Origin of the sequence: Streptomyces sp. NPDC050423 (assembly GCF_040655445.1) — a bacterium.
Classification (GTDB): Bacteria; Actinomycetota; Actinomycetes; order Streptomycetales; family Streptomycetaceae; genus Streptomyces.
In genome coordinates, this window is sequence record NZ_JBFAJY010000029.1 from 1 (window position 1) to 26,981 (window position 26,981).

Sequence of the window (26,981 nt, forward strand, 5' to 3'; positions counted from 1 at the left end):
CGACACTCGGGCCCTCAACCTGCACAACCTCAGCCCACGGCACGAAAACGGTCCACCGACTCCATCGGCGGACCGTCACGAAACTTCGAGGCTAGTGCGTCGCCCTCGTCGTCCCGAGAGATTCGGGTGTAAATCCCCACCTTGCGAGCCACTATGGACGGGCCTCCCCCTGCTTCTCAGAGCACGGCCAGACTACTACCGTCATAGAGTCAAGTCAGCCTGGAGTGTGGAGAAGCCCGTCGTGCGCCGCAGCGGGCAGGTGCTGGACGCCTGAGTCGTTGGTCCGACGCGCGTGCGGACGTGGGTGTGGACGTGAAGGACCCCCGGAGCCTTTTGGTGCCGGGGGTCTTTTCGGGTCAGGCCGGGGGCAGGGTCAGATCGTGCCCAGTTTGAGGATCGATACCAGCGCGATCAGCTGGATCGCGCTCGCGCCCAGCGCCTTCGGCCACGGCAGGTCGTGGGACTTGCTCACCATCGACGTGAGCAGGGCCGCCGCGGCCAGCCAGGTCGCCCAGCCGAGGATCTGGACCAGGGAGTTCTCGCCGCCCAGGAACAGCGCGAAGATCAGGCGGGGGGAGTCCGTGATGGACATGATCAGCATGGAGAGGCCCACCGTCGGCTGCCAGGCGCCGTCGCCGCCCAGCTGGCGGGCGAGTGTGTGGGTGACCGCGCCGAGCACCAGGCCGCCGATCACGAAGCCGATGCCCGTGATGATGACGTAGGGGATGACGTTGTTGACCGGGGCGTGGATCGCGTCGTCGCGGGCCTCGTCGAAGCCGAAGAGCGCCAGCAGACCGTAGAGGAAGGTGACGATGAGCGCCGGGCCCCAGACGGGGTAGTCGCGCATCTGCCAGAACGTCGGGGCGGGGCGCGTCACGATGCCCCTCAGCAGCTGCTTCCAGTGCAGGCGCGGGCCTGCGGGCTGGACGGGGGCCTGGCCGGCGCGGTAGGTGTTCCCGCCGCCGTAGGGGTCCTCGCTGATGCTGAAGGCCTGTGTGTGGCCCGGGTTGTTGGCGTACGGGTCGCCCTGGTGCGGTTGCTGGGGGTGTTGTGGTTGGTGGGGCTGGGGGTACGGGTCGGCGAAGTACTCCGGCTCGTCCGCTCCGCCGCCCTGGTAGCCGCCGGCCGGGGGGTAGCCGCCGTTGTTCGGGCCCCCGCCGCCGTTGTAGCCGCCGCCGTTGTGCGGGGTGCCGTTCCCTCCCATCGGCGGCCATTGCTGCTGTCCGTACGGCGGTGGTGCCTGATTGCCGTACGGCTGCTGCCGCGGTTGCTGCTGCGCTTGCTGCGGGGTGCGGTTGTCCCGGCCGCGTCCGATCCTGAATCCAGCCACGTAATCGAACGTACCTGGTCCGTCCGGGGTGGGTGTGAGGGGCGGGGGAACTGGCCCGCCTTTGCGGCCTAGCTGTGACATCCCCTAAGGGAACCCTGGGGGTTGTCCGGAGGGACGGGACCGGTACGCGAGAGGGCTCGGACGGGTGCGTGGGGCGGGTGGGTCAGAGGGTGTTGAACAGGGCGCTGGTGAACGTGATCAGCGGGCGGTCCGGGGTGGCCGCCGGGTACAGCGCGATCAGGTCCGCCGTCTCGCCGCGGTGGGTGCGCACCACCGTGTCCGGCTTCTTGTCGCCGTCGAAGTCCGCGTAGCGGATGAGGAGGGTCGTTTCCGCGGGGGCCGGGGAACCGGCGGGGTCAGTGGTGGTGGCGGGGGAGCCGGTGGCCGTGGTGGTGGCGTTCGCGGGGGGCGTCTTCCGGCGCAGTGGCGCTGCCGGGAGTTCGCCGGCCGGGGCCCTGAAGCGGTACGTGCCGCCCGGCCGGCCCGGTCCGTCGGGGCTGCCCAGCAGCAGCGTGCCCTTGGCGGCCGTGCCGGGCTCGTGGGGGCGGGCGGCGTACACCAGGTCGTCGTACCCGTCGCCGTTCGTGTCCGCCCGGGGCTCGGGGGCCGACAGCGCGGGGCCGGCGCCCGGGATGGTGCCCCCGGCGGCGTGCGGGCGGCCGTCGCGGGTGAAGGGGCCGCGCAGGAAGCTGAGCCGGCCCGCGCTCGCCGTCACGGCCAGATCCGGCTTCCGGTCACCGTCGAAGTCGCCGCAGACGGGGTGGTCGGGCCACTCGTTGCCGAAGCGGGCCCGGTCCGGGATGCGGAGCGTGACCGCCTTGCCGGTGAGGCCCGCGGGGGAGCCGAAGAGGATCTGGAGCGGTACGGGCGGGCGGCCGATGCCGTTGTACGGGGGGTCGGTGGCCACGATCAGATCGGTGAAGCCGTCCTGGTCCAGATCGCACGAGGCCTCGGCGTCGAACGCTGAGGGGAGGGTGTCGCCGGTCCTGGCGGCGTTCGCGTGCGCGCTCAGCAGCTGGCGTACGGACGGGTCGAGGCCCCGGGAGGCGGAGCCGTACACGATGCCGATGCCCGCGTCGTCGCCGTGGCTGTCGGCCGCGGGCTTCACCAGGTTGTTCAGGACGAGGTCGCGGTGGCCGTCGCCGTTGAAGTCGTCGGGGGTGTGGCTGCCGCTGCCGCGCGGTACGGGGTGGCGCTCGGCGCCCGCGAGGCCGGACAGGGCGGTGGGCGGGGCGTCGCCGTTCTTGCCCGGTCCGGAGGCCGGGGAGCCTGTGCAGGCCGTCAGCAGGAGGGCGCAGGCGCAGCCGGCCGCGGTGGTGGCCGTCGCCCTCGCGTTACGTATCCGCACTGGAGCACCTCGTCCGTTCCGTCCGATTCATGCGCCTCGTCCCTCTGCGGCGCGTACCCAGCGGCCGTCCCACATGATGCGTCACCGGGCGGGAAAGCAGAAGCGGCCGGTCCTGCCCCCGAGGCAGGTCCGGCCGCTTGTGCACCGCGGTGGCGCGGTACCGGTTACTTCACCGGTTCCGGCTCCGGCGCGTCCGCCGTTTCCGGCTCGCCCGCCGGATCGGCCGGGGTCCTCACGGAGTCGAGCAGCAGCTGCGAGACGTCGACCACCTGGATCGACTCCTTCGCCTGGCCGTCGTTCTTCTTGCCGTTGACCGAGTCGGTCAGCATGACGAGGCAGAACGGGCAGGCAGTGGAGACGATGTCGGGGTTGAGGGAGAGAGCCTCGTCGACGCGCTCGTTGTTGATGCGCTTGCCGATCCGCTCCTCCATCCACATCCGGGCACCGCCGGCGCCGCAGCAGAAGCCGCGCTCCTTGTGGCGGTGCATCTCCTCGTTCCGCAGACCCGGGACCTTCGCGATGATCTCGCGCGGGGGCGTGTAGATCTTGTTGTGACGGCCCAGGTAGCAGGGGTCGTGGTACGTGATCAGACCCTCGACCGGCGTCACCGGGACCAGCCTGCCCTCGTCGATGAGGTGCTGGAGCAGCTGCGTGTGGTGGATGACCTCGTACTCGCCGCCGAGCTGCGGGTACTCGTTCGCGATGGTGTTGAAGCAGTGCGGGCAGGTCGCGACGATCTTCTTCGTCGCCTTCGCCTTCTTGGTGGAGTCGTCGTCGTCATCCTCGCCAAAAGCCATGTTCAGCATCGCGACGTTCTCCTGGCCGAGCTGCTGGAACAGCGGCTCGTTGCCCAGGCGGCGGGCCGAGTCGCCCGTGCACTTCTCGTCACCGCCCATGATCGCGAACTTGACGCCCGCGATGTGGAGCAGCTCCGCGAAGGCCTTCGTGGTCTTCTTGGCGCGGTCCTCCAGGGCGCCGGCGCAGCCGACCCAGTACAGGTAGTCGATCTCGGAGAGGTCCTCGACGTCCTTGCCGACGATCGGGACCTCGAAGTCGACCTCCTTGGTCCACTCGACGCGCTGCTTCTTGGCGAGCCCCCAGGGGTTGCCCTTCTTCTCCAGGTTCTTGAGCATCGTGCCCGCCTCGGACGGGAACGCGGACTCGATCATCACCTGGTAGCGGCGCATGTCGACGATGTGGTCGATGTGCTCGATGTCGACCGGGCACTGCTCCACGCACGCACCGCAGGTGGTGCAGGACCAGAGCACGTCCGGGTCGATGACGCCGTTCTCCTCGGCGGTTCCGACGAGGGGGCGCTCGGCCTCCGCGAGGGCGGCCGCGGGGACGTCCTTGAGCTGCTCCTCGGTCGCCTTCTCGTTGCCCTCCATGTCCTTGCCGCCGCCGGCCAGCAGGTACGGGGCCTTGGCGTGGGCGTGGTCGCGCAGGGACATGATCAGGAGCTTCGGGGAGAGCGGCTTGCCGGTGTTCCAGGCGGGGCACTGCGACTGGCAGCGACCGCACTCCGTGCACGTGGAGAAGTCGAGGATGCCCTTCCAGGAGAACTGCTCGACCTGGGAGACACCGAAGGTGTCGTCCTCGCCCGGGTCCTCCCAGTCGATCGGCTTGCCGCCCGAGGTCATCGGCTGCAGCGCGCCGAGCGCGACCTCGCCGTCGGCGTTCCGCTTGAACCAGATGTTCGGGAAGGCGAGGAAGCGGTGCCAGGCGACACCCATGTTGGTGTTGAGCGCGACCGTGATCATCCAGATCAGCGAGACGCCGATCTTGATCATCGCAGTGAGGTAGATGAGGTTCTGCAGCGTGCCGAGCGCGAGTCCCTTGAAGGCGAGGACCAGCGGGTACGAGACGAAGTACGCGGCCTCGTAGCCCCCGACGTGGTGGATCGCGCCCTCAAGACCGCGCAGGGTCAGGATCGCCAGGCCGATGACGAGGATGACGTACTCGACGAAGTACGCCTGCCAGGCCTTCGAGCCCGCGAACCGCGACTTGCGGCCGGCCCGGGAGGGCAGGTTCAGCAGCCGGATGGCGATCAGCACGAGAATGCCGACCGTCGTCATCAGGCCGATGAACTCGATGTACAGCTCGAACGGCAGCCATTCACCGATGATCGGGAGGACCCAGTCGGCCTTGAAGAGCTGTCCGTACGCCTGGAGCAGCGTCGGCGGCAGCGTCAGGAAGCCGATGGCGACGAACCAGTGCGCGAAGCCGACGATCCCCCACCGGTTCATCCGGGTGTGGCCGAGGAACTCCTTGACCAGGGTGATCGTGCGCTGTTTCGGGTTGTCCGTGCGACTGCCGGCCGGGACCGGCTGTCCGAGCGTGACGGACCGGTAGATCTGCGCGACGGCTCGGGCGATGAGCGCAACGCCGACCACGGTCAGCACCAGCGACACGATGATCGCGGCGAGTTGCATTTGGGGGCTCCTCGGGCCTGCGAGGGTGGGTTCCAGTACCTACTGGCACGTACTGGGGATTACTAAGCAGTAACTTAATCAGTCTGTGCTGACACTATCCACTTATTCCGCCGCGCTGTAGTTGGGCAGGCGGTGATCTGTGTCGCTCGGGCTCGCCCGGCCGCGCCGGGACAGGGTGCGGGCGGCCTCGCGCAGGGGGGTGCACGCGGCCTCCGTCAGGATCGCCAGGTCCAGCGCGAGCCCGTGGTGCTCGGCGTAGTGCTGGTCGAGGAGGTCCGCCTCGTCCCACGGCATCGTGGAGCGGCGGCGCACCTGGGCCAGGCCGGTCAGTCCGGGCCTCAGTTCCCGCCGCCAGTCTCGCGCACCGGCGGCCGTGCCCCGTTCGTCGCCCGGTGCGAGCGGTTCGGGGCCGACCAGGGAGAGCTCGCCCCGTACGACGTGGGGCAGCCGGGAGAGCGCGTCCAGCCGCAGCCGCCGGGTGTTCAGGGACAGCAGTACGAAGGGCCTGCCGGTCAGTCCGGTGCGCGGGGAGCGGGTCAGTACGCCGCCGGGGCGCCGCAGTACGGCGAGGGTGAGGGCAGCCGCCGCGAGGGCGGGGGCGGCCAGGAGCAGGACGGCCGAGCCGAGGAGCAGGTCCAGGGTGCGCTTGGCGGTGGGGCGCGGCGGGGCGGCCGGGGTCAGCGCCCGCAGGGCCGCGAGGGCGCTCGCCGTGCGGGGCGGCCTCGGCGGCTGCCAGGGACGCGGCGCCGTCCGCTGCGGACGGCGCGCCGGTCTCCGCCGCGGCGCCCGCCGCGGCGTCTGCCTCTGTCTCGGCCTCTGCGTCTGCATCGTTCGCACCTGCCTGGAATCGGCCGCGGGGGTCGGCTGCCGGCGGATCCCGGACTGCCGGCCGGCTGCCGAGCGGGTCGGTTGTCTGCCGGTTGGTCGTCTGTTTTGTGCGCATCGCGGCATTTTGTGACAGAACGATCCCATGGCGCGATGATGGTGAGGGCCGTGTGGCCCGCAGGGCGGGCAGGTGTCGTCCGGAGTCGGCTCGAATCCGTCCCCGTCTGAGTCGTATGCGGCGCGTGTCCGCCGTCACAAAGGTGAACAATTCGCTGGTGGCGCGGAGTGTGTGCACGATAGTTGAGTCGCCTCGACTCAGGTCTGTTGACTCCGGGGGCGATGTCATGCATCCTTGAGCCAGATCCACTCAAGTAGTCAGTTGGAGGAATTGAAATGGCACGTGCGGTCGGCATCGACCTGGGCACGACTAACTCCGTCGTCAGCGTTCTCGAAGGCGGCGAGCCCACCGTCATCACCAACGCCGAAGGCGCCAGGACCACGCCGTCCGTCGTCGCCTTCGCGAAGAACGGCGAGGTGCTGGTCGGCGAGGTGGCCAAGCGCCAGGCAGTGACGAACGTCGACAGGACCATCCGCTCCGTCAAGCGCCACATGGGCACTGACTGGAAGATCGACCTGGACGGCAAGAGCTTCAACCCGCAGCAGATGAGCGCCTTCATCCTGCAGAAGCTGAAGCGTGACGCCGAGTCGTACCTGGGCGAGAAGGTCACCGACGCGGTGATCACCGTCCCGGCGTACTTCAACGACTCCGAGCGTCAGGCGACGAAGGAGGCCGGCGAGATCGCGGGCCTGAACGTCCTGCGTATCGTCAACGAGCCGACGGCCGCCGCGCTGGCGTACGGGCTCGACAAGGACGACCAGACGATCCTCGTCTTCGACCTCGGTGGCGGCACCTTCGACGTGTCCCTCCTGGAGATCGGTGACGGCGTCGTCGAGGTGAAGGCCACCAACGGCGACAACCAGCTCGGTGGTGACGACTGGGACCAGCGCGTCGTCGACTACCTGGTGAAGCAGTTCGCCAACGGGCACGGCGTGGACCTGTCCAAGGACAAGATGGCTCTCCAGCGTCTCCGCGAGGCCGCGGAGAAGGCGAAGATCGAGCTGTCGTCCTCGACGGAGACCACGATCAACCTGCCGTACATCACGGCGTCGGCCGAGGGCCCGCTGCACCTGGACGAGAAGCTCACGCGCTCGCAGTTCCAGCAGCTCACCGCTGACCTCCTGGACCGCTGCAAGACCCCGTTCCACAACGTCATCAAGGACGCGGGCATCCAGCTCTCCGAGATCGACCACGTCGTTCTCGTCGGTGGCTCGACCCGTATGCCGGCCGTCGCCGAGCTCGTCAAGGAGCTCACGGGCGGCCAGGAAGCCAACAAGAGCGTGAACCCGGACGAGGTCGTCGCCATCGGCGCCTCGCTCCAGGCCGGTGTCCTCAAGGGCGAGGTCAAGGACGTCCTGCTGCTCGATGTCACCCCGCTGTCTCTCGGTATCGAGACCAAGGGCGGCATCATGACGAAGCTCATCGAGCGCAACACCACGATCCCGACCAAGCGCTCCGAGATCTTCACGACGGCCGAGGACAACCAGCCGTCCGTGCAGATCCAGGTCTACCAGGGCGAGCGCGAGATCGCGGCGTACAACAAGAAGCTCGGAATGTTCGAGCTGACCGGTCTGCCGCCGGCCCCGCGTGGCGTGCCGCAGATCGAGGTCGCGTTCGACATCGACGCCAACGGCATCATGCACGTCGCTGCCAAGGACCTCGGCACCGGCAAGGAGCAGAAGATGACCGTCACCGGTGGCTCCTCGCTGCCGAAGGACGAGGTCAACCGGATGCGCGAAGAGGCCGAGCAGTACGCGGACGAGGACCACCGCCGCCGCGAGGCCGCCGAGTCGCGCAACCAGGGCGAGCAGCTCGTCTACCAGACGGAGAAGTTCCTCAAGGACAACGAGGACAAGGTCCCCGGCGACGTGAAGACGGAGGTGGAGGCCGCGCTCACCGAGCTGAAGGAGAAGCTCAAGGGCGAGGACACCGCCGAGATCCGTACCGCCACCGAGAAGGTCGCGGCCGTCTCCCAGAAGCTGGGTCAGGCGATGTACGCCAACGCCCAGGCCGAGGGCGGCCCGCAGGGTGACGCGCAGCCGGGTGCCGAGCAGGCCCAGGGCGACGGTCAGGACGATGTCGTCGACGCCGAGATCGTCGACGACGAGAAGGACAACAAGGGCGGTGCGGCGTGACCGAGGAGACCCCGGGCTTCGAGGAGAAGCCCGACGTCCCCTCCGGCGCCACCTCTGACGACGCCGGGACGGAGGCCGACACCCCCTCTTCGGAGGAGGCGGCGGCCCCCGCCGGGGAAGCGAACCAGACAGCCGGTCTGACGGCACAGCTGGACCAGGTCCGCACCGCGCTCTCCGAGCGCACGGCAGACCTCCAGCGGCTCCAGGCCGAATACCAGAACTACCGCCGCCGCGTGGAGCGGGACCGGGTCGCGGTCAAGGAGATCGCGGTCGCGGGTCTTCTGTCCGAGCTCCTGCCCGTGCTCGACGACGTCGGCCGGGCCCGGGAGCACGGTGAGCTCGTGGGCGGGTTCAAGTCGGTGGCCGAATCGCTGGAGACGGTCGTCGCCAAGCTCGGCCTCCAGCAGTTCGGCAAGGAGGGCGAGCCCTTCGACCCGACGATCCACGAGGCCCTGATGCACTCGTACGCGCCGGACGTCACGGAGACGACCTGCGTGGCGGTCCTGCAGCCCGGGTACCGGATCGGCGAGCGCACCATCCGTCCCGCACGGGTGGCGGTGGCCGAACCCCAGCCGGGGGCGACGCCCGCGGCCGCGAAGGACGCGAAAGAAGAGCAGGCAGCCGACGAGGAGAGCGGTGGCGGCGAGGAGGTCTGACATTCCGTCCGACCACTTGGCTGTACACCGCCCGGCCCTCGGGGCCTTCGGTCCGGATCAGGCGGGGCTCCATGAGCCCGGCAGGATCCGGACCGAAGGCCCTGGGCCGGTCGTCCGGAAGGAGGGACGTCGATGAGTACGAAGGACTTCGTCGAGAAGGACTACTACAAGGTTCTCGGCGTCCCGAAGGACGCCACGGACGCCGAGATCAAGAAGGCGTACCGGAAGCTCGCCCGCGAGTTCCACCCGGACGCCAACAAGGGTGACAACAAGGCGGAGGAGCGCTTCAAGGAGATCTCCGAGGCCAATGACATCCTCGGTGACACCAAGAAGCGCAAGGAGTACGACGAGGCCCGCGCCCTCTTCGGCAACGGCGGCTTCCGCCCCGGACCCGGCAGCGGTGGCGGCAACTTCAACTTCGACCTGGGGGACCTCTTCGGAGGCGCCCCGGGCGGTGGCCAGGGCGGCGGAGCCGGCGGCTTCGGCGGCGGTGGCGGCGGCCTGGGCGACGTCTTCGGCGGCCTCTTCAACCGGGGCGGCGGCACCGGCACCCGGGTGCAGCCGCGCCGCGGTCAGGACATCGAGTCCGAGGTGACGCTCAGCTTCACCGAGGCGGTCGACGGGGCCACGGTCCCGCTGCGGATGTCCAGCCAGGCGCCCTGCAAGGCGTGCTCCGGCACCGGCGACAAGAACGGCACCCCCAGGGTCTGCCCGACCTGCGTCGGCACCGGCCAGGTCTCGCGCGGCACCGGCGGCGGGTTCTCGCTCACCGACCCCTGCGTGGACTGCAAGGGCCGGGGCCTCATCGCCCAGGACCCCTGTGACGTCTGCAAGGGCAGCGGCCGGGCGAAGTCGTCCCGCACCATGCAGGTCAGGATTCCGGCGGGCGTCTCCAACGGCCAGCGGATCCGGCTGCGCGGCAAGGGCGGTCCCGGCGAGCGCGGCGGACCGGCCGGCGACCTCTACGTCGTCGTCCACGTCGACGCCCACCCGGTCTTCGGCCGCAAGGGCGACAACCTCACGGTCACCGTGCCCGTCACCTTCACGGAGGCGGCGCTCGGCGGCGAGGTGAAGGTGCCCACGCTCGGCGGACCGCCGGTCACCCTGAAGCTTCCGGCCGGCACGCCCAACGGGCGCACCATGCGCGCCCGCGGCAAGGGCGCGGTCCGCAAGGACGGCAGCCGCGGCGACCTGCTGGTCACCGTGGAGGTGGTGGTTCCCAAGGACCTGGGCGCGGACGCCCGGGACGCCCTGGAGACCTATCGCAAGGCGACCGCGGGCCAGGACCCGCGGGCGGAGCTGTTCCAGGCAGCGAAGGGAGCTTGAGATGGACGGCCGGCGGCGTAATCCGTACGAGCTGACCGAGGAATCCCCGGTGTACGTGATCTCGATCGCGGCCCAGCTCTCGGGCCTGCATCCCCAGACGCTGCGCCAGTACGACCGCCTCGGCCTGGTCTCGCCCGACCGCACGGCCGGGCGCGGCAGGCGCTACTCGGCCCGTGACATCGAGCTGCTGCGCACCGTGCAGCAGCTGTCGCAGGACGAGGGCATCAACCTCGCCGGTATCAAGCGCATCATCGAGCTGGAGAACCAGGTAGCCGCCCTCCAGCAGCGCGTCGCCGAGCTCTCGGCGGCCGTGGACGGGGCGGCGGCGACGTTGCAGCAGCGCGAGGCGCAGGTGCACGCCTCGTACCGGCGCGATCTGGTGCCGTACCAGGATGTGCAGCACGCCGGCGCACTGGTGGTCTGGCGGCCCAAGCGGCCCAAGGACTAGGGCGTGTTGTCATTTCCCGAGGCCCGTCGTCCCGCTCGCGCGGGGCGGCGGGTCTTCGCGTTGTCCCGGCCGGGACGCCGCGATGCCGGAGCGGACGAGGAGGGCGCCGAGGTGGGTGCGGCTCGTGGCGTCGAGGGTCTGCATGAGCTTGGCGATGTGCGTGCGGCAGGTGCGGACGCTGACGCCCAGCTTCCGTGCCACAGCCTCGTCGTGGTGCCCCTCGACCAGGAGCCTGGCGATGCTGAGCTGCACGGCGGTGACCGGAGCGCCAGGGGCTGCCGTCTGCAACTGCTCGGTGATCGGGGTGGCCTGCGCCCACAGCACCTCGTACACCTGCACCAGGTAGCGGACCAGCGCCGGATGCCGGATCTGCAGGGCCACACCGCGGTCGGCCGCCGCCGGAATGAAGGCCACGGCGTGGTCGAAGATGATGAGCCGGTCGATGGTCTGTTCCATCGTTCTGACCTGCACCTGGCCCGGTGGCATCTGTTCCAGGTAGTTCCTGACGGGGGAGCTGTAGCGGGCCGGGTGCTGGTAGATGTGGCGGAGCCGGGCTCCTCGGCCCACAGCTGACAGGCCGTTGGTCAGACCCTGCTGGATCTGTTCCGGCGACCGGTGACCGCCCGGCTGAGCCGTCAGAACCTCTGTGTCGGCGACGGCGGCGGCCTCCTGGAGGGCGGAGTCGATCAGGCCCTTGCCCTCCAGCACCGTGATGGAGAGGTTGGGGTCCTCGCTCGCGATGGCCGCCAGGGGCGCCAGGGTCTCGACCAGCGCCGCGCTGCGGCGCACCTGTTCGTGGATGTCGCGGGTGATGGGTTGCAGCAGATGCGCCAGGGCGGCGGACGGGGGGACGGGGCGCATCACCGCTGGATCGCGCGGGTCGGGGTGGATCAGCGCCATCTCGATGAGGCAGGGGGCCGGTGCGATGTCGGCTCGTGGGACGCGCCCGTGGCTGAGGGCCTCGGAGTAGAGCCGGACCGCGGGCTCGCACAGTTCGGTGCTGCTGTGCGAGTGGCTTGTTATGCCCGGTTCCGTTCCCATCTGGACCCCCTCATTCTTTGCAGTGCAACAAGATGACGGTGGTGGCAGCGTAGCCGCCGGGGCAGTGTGGGGATGTCGGGGGAGCCGGGAACTCCCCCGGCTGATCCAGGGCGCGGCCGTGCCTCTCCCCCGTTGCGTGGTCACGTCTCAGCCCGGGGGGTGGGGATCTTTGCGGGCTCCGGTCAGGAATCCTGTTCCAGGATTCCTGACCGGGCAATCAGAAAGCCGAGCTGAGTCCGGCTCTTGCTGCCGAGAGCGGCGTTCAGTTTGGCGATATGGGTCCGGCAGGTGCGCACGTTCATGCCGAGGCGGCGGGCTATCGAGTCGTCGACGTGTCCCTCTACGAGGAGTTGGGCGATGGAGCGTTGGACACCGCTGATGCCTTCTGGTGTGGGGTCGTACCGGACGTCCTCGAGCAAGGGAGTGGCGCGCTGCCAGAGTTGCTCGAAGACCCTGGTGAGGTAGGCGACCAGGCCGGGGTGGCGCAGCTCCAGTGCGACTTCCGCGTCCTCCTGGGCCGGGATGAAGGCCACGGTGTGGTCGAACACGAGCATGCGCTCGACGAGTTCCTCAAGGGTGCGGATCTCGACCTTGCCCTCTGCCAGACGTTCGGCGTAGGCGTACGTACCGTGATGGTGGCGAACCGTGTGCTGATACAGCGTGCGGATGCTGACGCCGCGGTCGATCACGGCCTGGCCGCGTTCGACACCCTTGCTGAGTGTGAGCTCGCTCCGCCCGCCGCCCGGCTGGATGGTGAGTACCTCGGTGGTGCACTCGGCCGTCGCGACGTCAATGGCGTCATTGATTCTGGCCGTGCCCTCCAGCACGGTGATGGCGTGCGTGGTCGGAGCGTCCTGGGCGCTGATGGCCATGAATGGTTCGAAGGATTCGGCCAGTTCGAGCGAGTGGCGTCGCCGCTCCTGGATTTCCCGCTCGATCGGGTGGAGCCGCTGCGCGAGGGCGGCCGACGGAGGTATGGGGCGGAGCCACTCGGGGTCGTCGGGGTCCGGGTGCAGGAGAGCGAAGTCCATCAGGCACGGTGCGGTCACGACCTCTGAGCGAGGTATCCGGCCGGTTCTCAGCGCGCTGGCATAAAGGCGTTGCCCTGCGTCGCACAGTTCGGTGATCCCATGAGGATGTCCCGGATTCGATCCATTTGCGACCATATCTCCACCCCCCATGTTCTTGAACCAGCAGGAACATGATGCATCGACCCAGTGGTGTTCGCGTCCTTGGGTAAGACATCGTCTTATGTGCGGGGGAGATGACCCATCAAGTGAGGACGAAGCCGAAATGTATAAGAGAATGCTTCGCTCGGTGCTTGCCGCTGCGTTTGCGGGGGCCTTGGCCTACGGCGTGCTGGGCGCTACAGACATTACCTGGGGCAATGCGCCGACGCCGACGACGAGTCGCGCCGCAAGCGCCACCGCTTCCGGTGACATCACATGGGGTTCCTTCGCGAAGGGCGCCCAGGGCGACATCACGTGGGGTTCCGTCGCGAGCGCCCAGGGCGACATCACGTGGGGTGCCGGGACGACGACTGTCGTGGGCGCGTGACATGACCACCCCGCCGGACGACCGGACCTTCCGGCGTGAGATGGCAACCGCCTACCGCTCAGGGTGGCATTTCATCGACCTCGTCACGGCACTCCCCCACCGTGGTGATTCGTTGATGGTCACTCTGTTCGGTGACCCGGTCGTCGTCGCCCGTGAGGACGACGGGGAAGTCCGTGCCTACCGGTGCCTCCGCAAGCCGCGTGGAGCGCCGCAGCCCGTGCGCTGTGCCATTCGGTACGACATGATTTTCGTGAACCTCGCACAGCGTGACCATCAGCTGTTCGAACCTGAAGCCATCTCCGCCACCCCCCGCAGTGCCTGAGCGATCCCCCGTCGTTCCACGTCGCTCAGACACTCCCCCACACAACGGCGTCACCGTGACCTGAACACGGTGACGCCGTTGTGCTGTCCGCTCCCGGTCAGCCGCGGCCGAGCGCCCGGTCCAGGGTGATCTCGATGGCGACGCGGTCCGGGTTGGGCCTCGGTGCGCGCCCGTAGCGGGCCGTCTTGCGGCGTACCGCGTCGTCGACCCTGTCCTGCTCCGTACGGACCCTGGCGACGCCCTCCAGGGTCGCCCAGCGGCGCCCTTCCGCCTGGCAGACCGCGACCCGTGCGCCGTCCGGGCCCGCGGCCAGGATGTTGGCGACCTTGCGGCTGTGCCTGCCGGTGATGATGCGGGCGAGGCCGGCCTCGGGGTCGTACGTCACGCACACCGGGACCACGTGCGGGGTGCCGTCGGGGCGGAGTGTCGTGAGGGTGCACAGGTGGGGCTCGCGCCAGAAGGCGAGGTATTCGGGCCCGGGATCGCGTACGTCGACTGCCATGGGGTCAGGGTAGGCAGCCCCGTACCGCTCTGCGGTGGCGGGCGGGCGGTCCGGCCGGTTCACTCGGACAGGAGGCGCGCAATGGCGCGGAACGGTACGGAACGGTGTGGATGGCGCGGGAGCGGGCCGTTTTTGCCTTGAGTGGAATAGACTCAACTTTGTGCACGTTCAGCGTGTCAGAAATGAGTACGGGCCAGTCGTCGCAAGGAGGAGAGAGCGCACGTGGACGCCGAGCTGACCAACAGGAGCCGGGACGCCATCAACGCGGCCACCAGCAGGGCCGTGAAGGACGGGCACCCCGATCTGACCCCGGGGCATCTGCTGCTTGCGCTGCTCGCGGGCGAGGACAACGAGAACATCGTCGATCTGCTCGCCGCCGTCGAGGCGGACCAGATCGCCGTTCGCGCCGAGACCGAGCGGCTGCTGGCCGCGCAGCCCAGCGTGACCGGGGCGACCGTCGCACCGCCGCAGCCCAACCGCGAGCTGCTCGCCGTGATCTCCGACGCGGCGCAGCGGGCGAAGGAGCTCGGCGACGACTACATCTCCACCGAGCACCTGCTGATCGGGGTCGCGGCCGCGGGCGGCCGCGCCGGTGAGATCCTCGACGGTCAGGGGGCCAGTGCGAAGAAGCTGCTGGACGCGTTCGAGAAGAGCAGGGGAGGGCGCCGGGTGACCACACCCGACCCGGAGGGCCAGTACAAGGCCCTGGAGAAATTCGGTACGGACTTCACCGCGGCGGCACGCGAGGGGAAGCTCGACCCGGTCATCGGCCGTGACCAGGAGATCCGCCGCGTCGTCCAGGTGCTCTCGCGCCGCACCAAGAACAACCCCGTGCTCATCGGGGAGCCCGGCGTCGGCAAGACGGCCGTCGTCGAAGGGCTCGCCCAGCGCATCGTCAAGGGCGACGTCCCGGAGTCCCTCAAGAACAAGCGGCTCGTCTCGCTGGACCTCGGCGCGATGGTCGCGGGTGCGAAGTACCGCGGCGAGTTCGAGGAGCGGCTGAAGACCGTCCTCTCCGAGATCAAGGAGAGCGGCGGCCAGATCATCACGTTCATCGACGAGCTCCACACCGTCGTCGGCGCCGGCGCGGGCGGCGACTCCGCCATGGACGCGGGCAACATGCTCAAGCCCATGCTGGCCCGCGGCGAGCTGCGGATGGTCGGTGCCACCACGCTGGACGAGTACCGCGAGCGGATCGAGAAGGACCCCGCCCTGGAGCGCCGCTTCCAGCAGGTGCTGGTGGCGGAGCCGTCCGTCGAGGACACCATCGCGATCCTGCGCGGGCTCAAGGGCCGCTACGAGGCCCACCACAAGGTGCAGATCGCGGACTCCTCGCTGGTCGCCGCCGCGACCCTCTCGGACCGCTACATCACCTCGCGCTTCCTTCCCGACAAGGCCATCGACCTCGTCGACGAGGCGGCCTCCAGGCTGCGCATGGAGATCGACTCCTCGCCCGTCGAGATCGACGAACTCCAGCGCGCCGTCGACCGGTTGCACATGGAGGAGCTGGCCCTCAAGAACGAGTCCGACGCCGCCTCCAAGCAGCGGCTGGAGAAGCTCCGCCGCGACCTCGCCGACAAGGAGGAGGAGCTGCGCGGCCTCAACGCCCGCTGGGAGAAGGAGAAGCAGGGCCTCAACCGGGTCGGTGAGCTGAAGGAGCGCCTCGACGAGCTGCGCGGACAGGCCGAACGCGCCCAGCGCGACGGTGACTTCGACAGTGCCTCCAAGCTGCTGTACGGGGAGATCCCGGGCCTGGAGCGGGAGCTGGCCGAGGCCGACGAGGCCGAGCAGGAAGCGGCGAAGGAGCCCAAGGAGACACTGGTCAAGGAGGAGGTCGGCCCGGACGACATCGCCGACGTCGTCGGCGCCTGGACCGGCATTCCGGCCGGGCGGCTGCTGGAGGGCGAGACCCAGAAGCTGCTGCGCATGGAGGAGGAGCTGGGCAGGCGCCTCATCGGCCAGACGCAGGCCGTGCAGGCCGTCTCGGACGCGGTGCGCCGCACCCGGGCCGGAATCGCCGACCCCGACCGGCCCACCGGATCGTTCCTCTTCCTCGGCCCGACCGGCGTCGGCAAGACCGAACTGGCCAAGGCTCTCGCGGACTTCCTCTTCGACGACGAGCGGGCCATGGTCCGCATCGACATGAGCGAGTACAGCGAGAAGCACAGCGTGGCCCGGCTGGTCGGCGCCCCGCCCGGCTACGTCGGCTACGAGGAGGGCGGCCAGCTCACCGAGGCGGTCCGCCGCCGCCCGTACAGCGTCGTCCTGCTGGACGAGGTCGAGAAGGCCCACCCCGAGGTCTTCGACATCCTGCTCCAGGTCCTCGACGACGGCCGGCTCACCGACGGACAGGGCCGGACGGTGGACTTCCGCAACACCATCCTGATCCTGACCTCCAACCTCGGCAGCCAGTACCTGGTCGACCCCCTGACCAAGCCCGAGGAGAAGAAGAAGCAGGTCATGGACGTGGTGCGGGCCTCGTTCAAGCCGGAGTTCCTCAACCGGCTGGACGACCTGGTGGTCTTCTCCGCGCTGTCCGGCGACGAGCTCGCCCATATCGCGGGCCTCCAGATCGACCGCCTCGCCAAGCGGCTGGCCGACCGCCGCCTCACCCTCGACGTCACCCCGGCCGCCCTGTCCTGGCTGGCCGAGGAGGGCAACGACCCGGCGTACGGCGCCCGGCCGCTGCGCCGGCTCATCCAGACGGCGATCGGCGACCGGCTCGCGAAGGAGATCCTCTCGGGCGAGATCACGGACGGCGACACGGTCCGGGTGGACCGGGAAGGCGACGGCCTGGTCGTCGGCGCGGCGTCGTAACGGCGGCGCGCACCCGTAACCGGAACGTGTGGCGGCCCCGGTCCCCACCGGCTGGATATCAGCTTGTGGCGGATCGGGGCCGTTCCCGCTTGCCATGCCCCGCCCGCCATGGGAGAGGATGGCAGCCAACCGCACGAAGGGAAATTACGGTGAGCATCGATCCGTCCTCGATTCCTAACTTCGGGGGCCAGCCCGAACCGCAGGCGGCAGGACCGGAGGGCCCCGTCGTCCCTGACCAGGACCTCGTCAAGCAGCTCCTGGAGCAGATGGAGCTGAAGTACGTCGTCGACGACGAGGGCGACCTCGCGGCGCCGTGGGAAGACTTCCGCACGTACTTCATGTTCCGTGGCGAGGGCGAGCAGCAGGTCTTCTCGGTTCGTACGTTCTACGACCGCCCGCACGACACGGACCAGCGCCCGGTCCTGCTCGACGCGATCGACGACTGGAACCGCCGCACCCTGTGGCCCAAGGTCTACACGCACACGCACGAGCCCGAGGAAGGCGCCGAGGACACCAGTACCTCGGTCCGGCTGATCGGTGAGGCGCAGATGCTCATCGGCACCGGCGTCGCCCTGGAGCACTTCGTCTCCTCGACGGTCAGCTGGGTGCGGGCCTCGATCGAGTTCGACAAGTGGCTGCTGGAGCGCCTCGGCCTGGCCCCGGCCGAGGACAAGGCGGAAGGCGCGGAGCAGGACGCTCCGGAGGCCTGAGCCACCGCGCGCAGTGACAGCCCGGCGCGGCGAGCGGATCCCACCGGACCGCGCTCGTCGCGCCGGGCTTTCTCATAGGCTCTTCAGCCGGGTCACCGCCTCCGCCAGCACCTCCGTGCGCTTGCAGAACGCGAAGCGGACGAAGGGTGCGCCCTGTTCCCGGTGGTCGTAGAAGACCGCGTTCGGCACGGCCACCACCCCGCACCGCTCCGGCAGCGAGCGGCAGAACGCGAAGCCGTCGCCGCTGCTGTCCAGCGGGCGGATGTCGGTGGTGACGAAGTACGTGCCGGCCGGGCGGTAGACCTCGAACCCGGCGTCGGCGAGTCCGCCGCTCAGCAGGTCCCGCTTGGCGCGCAGATCCGCGCGCAGCGTGTCGAAGTAGCTGTCGGGCAGCCGCAGCGCCTCGGCGACCGCGTACTGGAACGGTCCGGCGGAGACGTACGTCAGGAACTGTTTCGCGGCGCGGACCGCCGTCACCAGCTCGGGGCTCGCGGTGATCCAGCCGACCTTCCAGCCCGTGAACGAGAACGTCTTGCCGGCCGAGCTGATGGTGACCGTCCGCTCCCGCATGCCCGGGAACGAGGCGAGCGGCAGGTGCTCGCCCTCGAACACCAGGTGCTCGTAGACCTCGTCGGTGACGACGAGGAGATCGCGCTCGCAGGCCAGTTCGGCGATCGCGGCGAGTTCCTCCCGGGTCAGGACGGTGCCGGTGGGGTTGTGCGGGGTGTTGAGCAGCAGCAGCCGGGTGCGGGGGGTGACGGCGGCGCGCAGCTCGTCGAGGTCCAGCCGGTAGGTGCCGGCCGAGGGATCGGGGTGCAGGGTGACGGGGACGCGGGAGGCGCCCGCCATGGCGATGCAGGCGGCGTACGAGTCGTAGTACGGCTCCAGTGCGATGACCTCGTCGCCGGGCTCCAGGAGGGCCAGCATCGAGGCCGCGATGGCCTCGGTGGCGCCCGCGGTGACGAGGACCTCGGTGTCGGGGTCGTACGTCAGGGCGTAGCGCCGCTGCTGGTGACCGGCGATCGCGGTGCGGAGCTCGGGGACCCCCGGCCCCGGCGGGTACTGGTTGCCGTGCCCGGCGCGCAGGGCACGGACGGCGGCCTCGCGGACCTCCTCCGGGCCGTCGGTGTCCGGGAACCCCTGGCCGAGGTTGATGGCGCCGGTGCGGACGGCCAGCGCGGACATCTCCGCGAAGATCGTCGTGCCGAACTCGGCGAGGCGGCGGTTGAGCAGCGGTCGTCCCTGTGTCATGACCGCCATCCTGCGCGGAAGCTCTGGAGTTGCTCAAGTCCGCTTTGGCCGGACGGGGGCGGGGGAATCCCCCCTGCACGCAGGAACCGGTGAGAAGCGGGGGACTCGCTTCGGGGGACGGAAGGACGTGAGGTCCGTGAAGGTGGTCATCATCGCGGTGCTCGTGATCGTGGCGGTGGGGGTGCTCGTTTCGTCGATGGCGAGCGCGGGAAGCCGCGGCAGGCCACTGGCCCGGAGCAAGCGCCGGCGCGGTGCGGCCGGTGGCGGTGCGGCCGGCGGCAGCTGGTGGGCGGGCGGTGGCGGGGGCGGCTCGTCGTGCGGCAGCAGCGGCGGCAGCGGTCACTCGGGAGGTCATTCGGGGGGCCATTCGGGCGGTCACTCCTGCGGTGGTGGCCATTCGTGCGGCGGGGGTTCGTCGTGCGGCGGCGGGGGCGGATGCGGCGGAGGCAGCTGACACGGGGCAGCTGGTCCGCGGCCGGGCAGGTTCACGACGGCCCGGTGCCGGAAGGGAAATGGTGTCCGGCGGGAGTCGGGGCGGGGCTTCGGAACCGTTCTAAGTCCCGCCGGACACCTTTTTGTTGGGCCCTGCGGCGAGTCACCGGTGAACAGGTGAACCGGAAGGCCCCCGAGGGGATGGAAACCACGTCAAGTTGGGTAAAAACACTGCGAGTGCGGCTTAGTTCGTGATTCCCTCGGTGGAGAGAACATTCAGCCCTCGGACCCCAGTTGGACCTGATCGGGCGCTTTCCACCTCCCACGTGCATCACGCTCGGGGGCGTCCCCCTGTCCATGTGTCCATGTGTGTTTTGCGGAGCCGAACCCATGCTCACGACCCTCCATACGGCCTATTCCGACACCCGTGCCGCCGATCTGGCCTGGGCGCTGGGGCGTGAACCGCTCCCGGCGCTCGCCGTGCTCGATCTCCATCTCGCCGGTGCCCAACTCCAGTTGCGCCTGCTCGGCGCCTCCCACCAGGTCCTCCTGGAGGAGGACCGCGGCAGCTGTTCCGAAACCGTCGCCTGCATGCCGGGCAGCAGCACACCACTGCCTCTCGGGGTCTCCAAGCGGCTCGGGGACTGGGAGTACGAGTTCGCGGCCCGCGTCGAGACGCTCGGCGCGGGCTCGTTCGCGGGGCGCGCGCAGGAGCTCCTGGCGCTCGTCGCCGACCATCCCCACGGCCTGGCCGGGACGTTCCCGGGCAGCCCGCACGCCTTCACCGCCATGCTCGCCCAGCGGACCGAAGGGCAGGTGCGGTGGCGTACCTGGCACGCCTACCCGCAGGAGGGGCAGCTGGTGGTGACGCGCACCCGGGTGGGTGTGCGGATGCCGGCGGCCGTGCTGTGAAGGGGACCAACTCCGTTGCGGTTGAGCCACTTACACCCTTGTGGGTGACAAGCGGCGACGTTCCAGTGACGTAGCGTTCGCGGCATGATCGACCAGCAGGTGTCGCTGCGAGGGGGCGCGGCGCGGCTTCCCGTACGGCCCAGGACCGGCCGGTACCTCGTGCTCGCCGCGGTCTTCGTCTGCGCCGCATGCGGTCTGGTGTACGAGCTCGAACTGGTCGCGCTCGCCTCCTATCTGATCGGTGACTCCGTCACCCAGGCGTCCGTCGTGCTTTCCGTGATGGTGTTCGCGATGGGTATCGGCTCGTTGCTCGCGAAACGTTTATGCAGCCGGGCCGCGGTCGGCTTCGGACTGATCGAGGCCGCGCTCGCACTGGTCGGCGGCTCCTCCGCGCTGGTGCTCTACGCGACGTTCGCCTGGATCGGGGAGTCGCGGTACGCCCTGGTCGGCTTCTCGCTGGCGATCGGCGTCCTGATCGGTGCGGAGATCCCGCTGCTGATGACGCTGATCCAGCGCGTCGACCGGCAGGACGCGGGCGGGGCCGTCGCCGATCTGTTCGCCGCGGACTACGTGGGGGCGCTGGTCGGCGGCCTGGCGTTCCCGTTCCTGCTGCTGCCGTTGCTCGGACAGCTCACCGGGGCGCTGTTCACCGGTGCGGTCAACGCGGCGGCGGGCGGGGCGCTGGTGATGTGGGTGTTCCGGCGGGATGTCACCGGCCGGTCCCGGTGGCTCCTCATCGCCGTCAACGTGGCGGTGATCGCCCTGCTGGCCACGGCCGCGGTGCTGGCCGACGACTTCGAGCGGGCGGCGAGGCGCGCGGTGTACGGGGACCGGGTGCGGGTCGCGATGCAGACCGACGTCCAGGAGGTGGTGCTGACCGGGGCGGGCCGCAGCTCCCTGGACCTCTATCTGGACGGGCGGCTGCGGGTCAGCTCGCGCGACGAGTACCGGTACCACGAGGCGCTGGTGCACCCGGTGATGAACGGGCCGCACGCGCGGGTGCTGATCCTGGGCGGCGGCGACGGTCTGGCGGCCCGCGAGGTGCTGCGCTACCCCGGCGTGCGGAGCGTCACGCTGGTGGAGCTGGACCCGGCCGTCACCCGGTTGGCCCGTACGGACGAGGCGCTTTCCGCGCTGAACGCGCACGCGTACCGGGACCCGCGGCTGACGGCCGTGACCGGGGACGCGTTCACCTGGCTGCGGGTGCCGCACGGCCGCTACGACGCGGTGATCTCGGACCTGCCGGATCCGGGGATCTCGGCCAGTACGAAGCTCTACTCGGCGGAGTTCTACGGTCTGGTCGCCGAGGCCCTCGCGCCGGGCGGCCGGCTGGTGGTGCACGGGGGGCCGCCGGTCGGCCGGCCGCGCACGTACTGGACGGTCGAGGCGTCGATGAGGGCGGCCGGACTGCGCACCCGCCCCTACCGGGTCGGCGGCCGGTACGCGGGTTTCGAGGCGGGCCCGGACCGTGCGTCGGGCGGGGCCGCACAGGTGCACGGCTGGGGGTTCGTGCTGGCCGGACTCGGCCGGGCCCCGGCGCTCGGTCTGGACCCGGAGGCGCCGGAGCTGAAAGACCTGACGGACCCGGCGCTCCGGGAGGCGGGGCGGCGGACGGAGGCCCACCGGCTGCCGGGGCTGGCGCCCTCGACGCTGGTGCACCCGAGGTACTGGGGCGAGTCGTGAGCGCGGTGCCGCCAGTGGGACGTGAGCGGCCTGAGCCGTACGGGGCGGGGCGGTGGTGCCGGCTCCGGAGGGGCGGAAGCGCTGACGTGAGGGCCGGGGCTGAGTAGGCTCGGTTTCCATGGAGCATGAGGTGTTCGTTCCGGTTCCGGTCCCTGTCCTTCGGCGGACGCTGGGCGATCCTGCCCGGGTCGCGCGCTGTGTGCCGGGGCTTCAGCAGGACGCCGACGCCGCCGCGGGCCCGCTGGCCGGCCGGCTCAAGGTGCGGGTCGGCGGCCACACCATCACCTACCGCGGCGCGCTGCGGCTCACCGCACTGACGGGCGGCCCAGCGGGGGACACCGCGTACGGCCTCTCCGTGGCGGGCGAGGGGGTGGAGGCGCGCGGTACCGGCTCGGCGAAGCTGGCCCTGACCGTCCGCCTGGCGGAACGGGACGGCGGTACCGCGATCGCGTTCGACGGCACGGTCGGCGGTGACGGCCGCCTGGTGGAGCTGGACCCGGCGGCGGCGCTCGCGGCGGCCCACCGCCTGCTGGACCGCTTCGCACAGCAACTGGTGACGGAGGCGCTCGCCGCGCACGAGGGAGCGGACGGCTCCGTGGACGGTTCCGCGGGCGACGGGGCTGACGATGCCGTGGACGGTTCCGCGGGCGCCGCGTCGGACGGCTCCGTGGACGGTTCCGAAGGCGCCGCGTCGGACGCGGCCGGCGCCGCGTCCGTGGCCGGGTCCGAGGAGCGGTCCGTCGGGGACGCGGTGGAGAAGGCCATCGAGGAGGCCGCCGAGGAGGCGGACGACACCGGTGCCGAGGAGGCCCCGACCACGCATGACGCCGCCGCCGACGAGGCCCCGGCCGGGGAGCAGCCGCCGGACAGGGCCTCGGTCTTCGACACCCCCGTGCCGCCGTCGTCGATGGACCCGGTGGCCGGGATCGAGTTCACCGTCCCGGACGGGCCGCCGGCCGAGGCCGCGCATGCCCGGCGCACCATGATCGGGCGCAGTGCCGAAGAGGTCGACCACGCCCCGCCGCGCGGCCGTTACGCCCCCGTGCCGTCGCCCGACTCGACCGGTGCGGGCGCCACGCTCCGCTGGGTGGCCCCGGCGGCCGCCCTCGCCATCGCCTCCGCCGTGGTGGTGGGCCGGGCGCTGCGGCGCCGGAGGTAGCCGCGCCAGTAGGGTCGGGCGGGTGAGCAGCAGCGAGAAGGACGTCCGGCTGTCCGTCGGCGACACAGAGTTGACCGTGAGCCCCGCCCATGGCTGCCGTATCAGCAGCCTGCGGATCGGTGGTACCGAACTGTTGCGGCAGGGGGAGCGGTACGGCTGCTTCCCGATGGTGCCGTGGTGCGGGCGCATGGAGAACGGCCAGTTCCGCAACGGCGGCGTGCTGCACCGGATGCCGCTGACCGCCCCGCCGCACGCCATTCACGGCACGGGCCGTGACACGGCCTGGCGGACCGCCCGCGAGACCGGGACGGAGGCCTCGTTCTACTACGACCTGGCCGAGCCCTGGCCGTACCCGGGCCGGGTGACGCAGACCTTCGAACTGGCCGAGGACTCCCTGACGTTGGCGTTCGGCATCGAGACGTACGGGGACTCCTTCCCGGCGCAGGCCGGCTGGCACCCCTGGTTCCGGCGCAACCTCGGCGGCCAGGACGTCCGGATCGACTTCGACGCCGCCTGGCAGGAGGAGCGGGGCGAGGACCATCTGCCGACCGGCCGCCGGATCCCGCCCCTGGACGGACCGTGGGACGACGCCTTCGGGATGCCCGACGGTGTCGACGTGACCCTCACCTGGCCGGAGCAGCTGGAGCTGACGGTGAAGAGCCGGGCCGAGTGGGTCGTGGTCTACGACGAGCAGGCCGAGGCGGTCTGTGTGGAGCCGCAGTCGGGTCCGCCGAACGGGCTGAACACCGAGCCCCGCTACGTCACTCCGATCGAGCCCCTGGAGATCGCGGCGACCTGGAGCTGGCTCCGGCTCTGAGGCCGGCCCGGCCGCAGGCTCCGAGGACGGGCCCGGAGCGGGAGCGGGCGCTGCGTACGCGCCGCTGCCGGGCGAACGGGCCGCTGCCGGGCGCCTTATCCTCGTAGCCATGACAGACGTACGCGCTGAGCTGCTGCAGCAGATCAAGGACAAGGCCGTTGTACACGGCAAGGTGACGCTCTCCTCCGGCCTGGAGGCCGACTGGTACATCGACCTGCGTCGCATCACGCTGGACGGCAAGGCTGCTCCGATGGTCGGTCAGGTCATGCTCGACGCGACCGCCGAGCTGGACTACGACTGCGTGGGCGGGCTGACGCTGGGCGCCGACCCGGTCGCCACCTCGATGCTGCACGCCGCCGCCGCTCGCGGTCAGGAGCTGGACGCGTTCGTCGTCCGCAAGGCGCAGAAGGCCCACGGGATGCAGCGCCGGATCGAGGGCGCCGAGGTCAAGGGCCGCCGCTGCCTGGTCGTCGAGGACACCTCGACGACGGGCGGTTCGCCGCTGACTGCCGTCGAGGCGGTGCGTGAGGCGGGTGGCGAGGTCGTCGCCGTCGCCGTGATCGTGGAGCGGGGCGCGGCTCCGGCCATCGCCGAGGCGGGACTCCCGTATGTCCATGTGTACTCGGTCGCGGACCTCGACCTGTCCTGACCTGCGGTTTTCTTCGAGGGTGGCCGGTTTCACGTGAAACCGGCCACCCTCGTCGTATGTCCGCAGCCGGTGGCCCCGAATGCCGGAGGAGTGCGCCGGGTGGAGCCGAAGCCAGAGTCTGGGAAGATGGGGGCGACGATGACGTCGCCCCCAGGTCAGGGAACCAGCAACGCACACCCGCACATCCCAAGGAGCGGACAGATGCCCATCGCAACCCCCGAGGTCTACGCCGAGATGCTCGACCGGGCGAAGGCAGGCAAGTTCGCCTACCCGGCCATCAACGTGACCTCGACCCAGACCCTGCACGCTGCGCTGCGCGGTTTCGCGGAGGCCGAGAGCGACGGCATCATCCAGATGTCCACCGGTGGGGCGGAGTTCCTGGGTGGCCAGTACAACAAGGACATGGTCACGGGCGCTGTCGCCCTGGCCGAGTTCGCGCACATCGTCGCCGCCAAGTACGACATCACGGTCGCGCTGCACACCGACCACTGCCCCAAGGACAAGCTGGACACGTACGTCCGTCCGCTGATCGAGGTCTCCGCGGAGCGCGTCGCCAAGGGCCTGAACCCGCTGTTCCAGTCGCACATGTGGGACGGTTCGGCCGAGACGCTGGCCGACAACCTCTCCATCGGCCAGGAGCTGCTGGCCAAGGCCGCCGCCGCCAAGATCATCCTTGAGGTCGAGATCACTCCGACCGGCGGTGAGGAGGACGGCGTCACGCACGAGATCAACGACGAGCTGTACACGACCGTCGACGACGCGCTGCGTACTGCCGAGGCGCTCGGTCTGGGCGAGAAGGGCCGCTACCTGCTGGCCGCCTCCTTCGGCAACGTGCACGGTGTCTACAAGCCGGGCAACGTCGTGCTCCGCCCCGAGCTCCTGAAGGACCTCCAGGTGGGCGTCTCCGCCAAGTACGGCAAGCCGGCCGGCAGCCAGCCGTTCGACTTCGTCTTCCACGGCGGCTCCGGCTCCACCGCCGAGGAGATCGCCACTGCGCTGGAGAACGGCGTCGTGAAGATGAACCTCGACACCGACACCCAGTACGCCTTCACCCGCCCGGTCGCGGACCACATGTTCCGCAACTACGACGGCGTGCTGAAGGTCGACGGCGAGGTCGGCAACAAGAAGGTCTACGACCCGCGGACCTGGGGCAAGGCCGCCGAGGCGGGCATGGCCAAGCGCGTCACGGAGGCCTGCGCCAACCTGCGGTCCACCGGCACCAAGCTGAAGTAGTCCCGTACGGATGTGTGCGTGGGCCCGGTATCCCTTGGGGTGCCGGGCCCACGGCATGTCCGTACCCGGCAGGCCCGGCAGACCGGCAGGAACGATATGAGGGAACAGCTGTGAGCACGTCCTACGACTTCGACACCGTCATCGACCGCCGCGGCACCTGGTGCGTCCAGTGGGACGGGGTCGCGGACCGGTTCGGGGTGGACGGGCTGCTGCCGTTCACCATCTCGGACATGGACTTCGAGACCGCCCCCGAGGTGCTGGCGGCCCTGCGGGCCCGTCTCGACCACGGCGTGTTCGGCTACACCGACTGGCAGCAGGACGACTTCACGTCGGCGATCGCCCACTGGTACGCCACCCGGTACGGCACCACGATCGACACCGGACGGCTGGTGTACGCGCCCTCCGTGCTGAGCCAGCTGTCGCAACTGCTCCAGATGTGGACGTCGGAGGGGGACGGCGTCGTCGTTCACACCCCCACGTACGACGGTTTCCGCAAGGCGATCACCGGGCTCGGGCGGGAGCTGCGCGGGGTGCCGCTCGGGGACACGGCCGCGCTGGAGCGGGAGCTCGCACGCGCGGACAGCAAGGTCCTGCTGGTGTGCTCGCCCCACAACCCCACGGGGCGGGTGTGGACGGAGGCGGAGCTCGCGGAGCTGGCCCTGCTCGCCGCGCGGCACGGGGTCGCGGTGATCAGCGACGAGATCCACGCGGACTTCGTGCACGGTGGACGCCGGCACGTGCCGTGGACGCGGGTGGCGGGCGACGGGCGCTGGGCGCTCATCACCTCGGCGTCGAAGGCGTTCAACTTCCCGGCGCTGACGGGTTCGTACGGGATCATCGGCCGGGCGGACGACCGGACGGAGTTCCTGCGCCGGATGCAGACCGCGGAGGGGCTCGCCTCACCGGCGGTGCTCTCGCTGACCGCGCACATCGCCGCGTACCGGGAGGGCGGCGCGTGGCTGGACGCGGTCCGCGCGTATGTCACCGGGAACCTGGAGCTGGTCGCGGAACGGCTGAACGAGGCCTTCCCCGAGCTGGGGTGGGAGCCGCCGCAGGCCGGCTACCTGGCCTGGATCGACCTGCGCGGGGCGGGCGTCGAGGACGACGAGGCGCTCCAGCGGGTGCTGATCGAGCGGGAGCGGGTCGCGGTGATGCCGGGGAGCGTGTACGGGGCGGAGGGCTTCGTGCGGCTGAATGTGGGGTGCGCGCGGAGCAAGGTGGTGGCCGGGGTGGAGGCGTTGATCCGGGGGGTGGAGGCGGTACGGGGCGCCGCGTAGC

Annotated in this window: 22 protein-coding genes; 14 read left to right on the forward strand and 8 right to left on the reverse strand. The window is 70.3% G+C overall.

The features are described 5' to 3' along the window. Nucleotides 1–373: 373 nt before the first annotated feature. From AB0I52_RS21350 to AB0I52_RS21365, 4 genes are all read right to left on the reverse strand, one after another. The gene (locus AB0I52_RS21350; RefSeq protein ID WP_363074809.1) at nt 374–1,330 is read right to left on the reverse strand and encodes a Yip1 family protein; all 957 of its coding nucleotides are present in this window, start codon (nt 1,328–1,330) and stop codon (nt 374–376) included. Between the two features lie 163 nt (nt 1,331–1,493). Beyond that, nucleotides 1,494–2,678, reverse strand: coding sequence for a VCBS repeat-containing protein (locus AB0I52_RS21355; RefSeq protein ID WP_363074811.1), 1,185 nt, complete (start codon nt 2,676–2,678; stop codon nt 1,494–1,496). 164 nt (nt 2,679–2,842) lie between these two features. Then, nucleotides 2,843–5,110, reverse strand: a complete 2,268-nt coding sequence (locus tag AB0I52_RS21360) for a (Fe-S)-binding protein (RefSeq protein ID WP_363074813.1) — start codon at nt 5,108–5,110, stop codon at nt 2,843–2,845. Nucleotides 5,111–5,212: 102 nt separating this feature from the next. Further along, nucleotides 5,213–5,938, reverse strand: coding sequence for a sugar transferase (locus AB0I52_RS21365; RefSeq protein WP_363074815.1), 726 nt, complete (start codon nt 5,936–5,938; stop codon nt 5,213–5,215). Nucleotides 5,939–6,328: 390 nt separating this feature from the next. Here AB0I52_RS21365 and dnaK point away from each other — a divergent pair, with 390 nt between their 5' ends. The 4 genes from dnaK (at nt 6,329) to AB0I52_RS21385 (ending at nt 10,618) form a co-directional block, all read left to right on the forward strand. Continuing rightward, a complete protein-coding gene (dnaK, locus tag AB0I52_RS21370) occupies nt 6,329–8,188 on the forward strand; it encodes a molecular chaperone DnaK (protein WP_363074817.1) in 1,860 nt (619 codons plus the stop codon). Next, nucleotides 8,185–8,844 (forward strand): nucleotide exchange factor GrpE, encoded by a 660-nt coding sequence (gene grpE, locus AB0I52_RS21375; protein WP_363074819.1) that lies wholly within the window; start codon nt 8,185–8,187, stop codon nt 8,842–8,844. Before dnaK ends, grpE begins: the two co-directional genes overlap by 4 nt. A gap of 132 nt (nt 8,845–8,976) precedes the next feature. Next, a complete protein-coding gene (gene dnaJ, locus AB0I52_RS21380; protein WP_363074821.1) occupies nt 8,977–10,170 on the forward strand; it encodes a molecular chaperone DnaJ in 1,194 nt (397 codons plus the stop codon). A 1-nt stretch (nt 10,171) separates the two neighbouring features. Continuing rightward, on the forward strand, nt 10,172–10,618 hold the full coding sequence (locus AB0I52_RS21385; protein WP_363074823.1) for a helix-turn-helix domain-containing protein: 447 nt from the start codon (nt 10,172–10,174) through the stop codon (nt 10,616–10,618). A 9-nt stretch (nt 10,619–10,627) separates the two neighbouring features. Here the strand turns inward: AB0I52_RS21385 and AB0I52_RS21390 are convergent, their stop codons facing one another. After that, nucleotides 10,628–11,659, reverse strand: a complete 1,032-nt coding sequence (locus AB0I52_RS21390) for a helix-turn-helix transcriptional regulator (protein WP_363074825.1) — start codon at nt 11,657–11,659, stop codon at nt 10,628–10,630. A 182-nt stretch (nt 11,660–11,841) separates the two neighbouring features. Next, nucleotides 11,842–12,690 carry a helix-turn-helix transcriptional regulator gene (locus AB0I52_RS21395; protein WP_363074827.1) on the reverse strand — a complete coding sequence of 283 codons (849 nt, stop codon included), beginning with the start codon at nt 12,688–12,690 and terminating at the stop codon, nt 11,842–11,844. 527 nt (nt 12,691–13,217) lie between these two features. On the opposite strand from AB0I52_RS21395, the gene AB0I52_RS21400 reads away from it, so the two are divergent. Beyond that, entirely contained in the window at nt 13,218–13,538 is a 321-nt protein-coding gene (locus AB0I52_RS21400) for a hypothetical protein (RefSeq protein ID WP_018522262.1), read from the forward strand. Between the two features lie 97 nt (nt 13,539–13,635). On the opposite strand, the gene AB0I52_RS21405 is transcribed toward AB0I52_RS21400, so the two are convergent. Continuing rightward, nucleotides 13,636–14,040 carry a TIGR03618 family F420-dependent PPOX class oxidoreductase gene (locus AB0I52_RS21405; RefSeq protein ID WP_363074829.1) on the reverse strand — a complete coding sequence of 135 codons (405 nt, stop codon included), beginning with the start codon at nt 14,038–14,040 and terminating at the stop codon, nt 13,636–13,638. A 222-nt stretch (nt 14,041–14,262) separates the two neighbouring features. On the opposite strand from AB0I52_RS21405, the gene clpB reads away from it, so the two are divergent. Beyond that, a complete protein-coding gene (clpB, locus tag AB0I52_RS21410; RefSeq protein ID WP_363074831.1) occupies nt 14,263–16,857 on the forward strand; it encodes an ATP-dependent chaperone ClpB in 2,595 nt (864 codons plus the stop codon). A 149-nt stretch (nt 16,858–17,006) separates the two neighbouring features. Beyond that, complete coding sequence (locus AB0I52_RS21415) at nt 17,007–17,567, forward strand: YbjN domain-containing protein (protein WP_362961142.1); 561 nt, start codon at nt 17,007–17,009, stop codon at nt 17,565–17,567. Between the two features lie 72 nt (nt 17,568–17,639). Here AB0I52_RS21415 and AB0I52_RS21420 read toward each other — a convergent pair whose 3' ends face one another. After that, nucleotides 17,640–18,818: a pyridoxal phosphate-dependent aminotransferase gene (locus AB0I52_RS21420; protein WP_363074834.1), complete on the reverse strand. Its 1,179-nt coding sequence runs from the start codon at nt 18,816–18,818 to the stop codon at nt 17,640–17,642. An 822-nt stretch (nt 18,819–19,640) separates the two neighbouring features. Here AB0I52_RS21420 and AB0I52_RS21425 point away from each other — a divergent pair. The 7 genes from AB0I52_RS21425 to AB0I52_RS21455 all read left to right on the forward strand — a co-directional run bounded on the left by AB0I52_RS21425 (nt 19,641) and on the right by AB0I52_RS21455 (nt 26,980). Further along, complete coding sequence (locus tag AB0I52_RS21425) at nt 19,641–20,162, forward strand: DUF2617 family protein (protein ID WP_362961153.1); 522 nt, start codon at nt 19,641–19,643, stop codon at nt 20,160–20,162. Between the two features lie 84 nt (nt 20,163–20,246). Further along, the gene (locus tag AB0I52_RS21430) at nt 20,247–21,845 is read left to right on the forward strand and encodes a polyamine aminopropyltransferase (protein ID WP_363074836.1); all 1,599 of its coding nucleotides are present in this window, start codon (nt 20,247–20,249) and stop codon (nt 21,843–21,845) included. A gap of 118 nt (nt 21,846–21,963) precedes the next feature. Beyond that, nucleotides 21,964–23,004, forward strand: coding sequence for an SRPBCC domain-containing protein (locus AB0I52_RS21435; protein ID WP_363074838.1), 1,041 nt, complete (start codon nt 21,964–21,966; stop codon nt 23,002–23,004). Nucleotides 23,005–23,026: 22 nt separating this feature from the next. Continuing rightward, a complete protein-coding gene (locus tag AB0I52_RS21440; protein WP_363074840.1) occupies nt 23,027–23,821 on the forward strand; it encodes an aldose 1-epimerase in 795 nt (264 codons plus the stop codon). Nucleotides 23,822–23,930: 109 nt separating this feature from the next. Beyond that, on the forward strand, nt 23,931–24,470 hold the full coding sequence (gene pyrE / locus AB0I52_RS21445; protein WP_363074842.1) for an orotate phosphoribosyltransferase: 540 nt from the start codon (nt 23,931–23,933) through the stop codon (nt 24,468–24,470). Between the two features lie 201 nt (nt 24,471–24,671). Beyond that, on the forward strand, nt 24,672–25,703 hold the full coding sequence (fbaA, locus tag AB0I52_RS21450) for a class II fructose-bisphosphate aldolase (protein WP_362961162.1): 1,032 nt from the start codon (nt 24,672–24,674) through the stop codon (nt 25,701–25,703). A 110-nt stretch (nt 25,704–25,813) separates the two neighbouring features. Next, a complete protein-coding gene (locus tag AB0I52_RS21455) occupies nt 25,814–26,980 on the forward strand; it encodes a MalY/PatB family protein (RefSeq protein ID WP_363074844.1) in 1,167 nt (388 codons plus the stop codon). The last annotated feature ends 1 nt before the right edge of the window (nt 26,981 follow it).

Coding starts and splice junctions, on each gene's coding strand:
- AB0I52_RS21360 (WP_363074813.1), bottom strand. CDS start 5,110: ATGCAACTCGCCGCGATCATCGTGTCGCTGGTGCTGACCGTGGTCGGC.
- AB0I52_RS21365 (WP_363074815.1), bottom strand. CDS start 5,938: ATGCAGACGCAGAGGCCGAGACAGAGGCAGACGCCGCGGCGGGCGCCG.
- dnaK (WP_363074817.1), top strand. CDS start 6,329: ATGGCACGTGCGGTCGGCATCGACCTGGGCACGACTAACTCCGTCGTC.
- dnaJ (WP_363074821.1), top strand. CDS start 8,977: ATGAGTACGAAGGACTTCGTCGAGAAGGACTACTACAAGGTTCTCGGC.
- AB0I52_RS21385 (WP_363074823.1), top strand. CDS start 10,172: ATGGACGGCCGGCGGCGTAATCCGTACGAGCTGACCGAGGAATCCCCG.
- AB0I52_RS21390 (WP_363074825.1), bottom strand. CDS start 11,659: ATGGGAACGGAACCGGGCATAACAAGCCACTCGCACAGCAGCACCGAA.
- AB0I52_RS21395 (WP_363074827.1), bottom strand. CDS start 12,690: ATGGACTTCGCTCTCCTGCACCCGGACCCCGACGACCCCGAGTGGCTC.
- AB0I52_RS21400 (WP_018522262.1), top strand. CDS start 13,218: ATGACCACCCCGCCGGACGACCGGACCTTCCGGCGTGAGATGGCAACC.
- AB0I52_RS21405 (WP_363074829.1), bottom strand. CDS start 14,040: ATGGCAGTCGACGTACGCGATCCCGGGCCCGAATACCTCGCCTTCTGG.
- AB0I52_RS21420 (WP_363074834.1), bottom strand. CDS start 18,818: ATGACACAGGGACGACCGCTGCTCAACCGCCGCCTCGCCGAGTTCGGC.
- AB0I52_RS21425 (WP_362961153.1), top strand. CDS start 19,641: ATGCTCACGACCCTCCATACGGCCTATTCCGACACCCGTGCCGCCGAT.
- AB0I52_RS21430 (WP_363074836.1), top strand. CDS start 20,247: ATGATCGACCAGCAGGTGTCGCTGCGAGGGGGCGCGGCGCGGCTTCCC.
- AB0I52_RS21435 (WP_363074838.1), top strand. CDS start 21,964: ATGGAGCATGAGGTGTTCGTTCCGGTTCCGGTCCCTGTCCTTCGGCGG.
- pyrE (WP_363074842.1), top strand. CDS start 23,931: ATGACAGACGTACGCGCTGAGCTGCTGCAGCAGATCAAGGACAAGGCC.
- fbaA (WP_362961162.1), top strand. CDS start 24,672: ATGCCCATCGCAACCCCCGAGGTCTACGCCGAGATGCTCGACCGGGCG.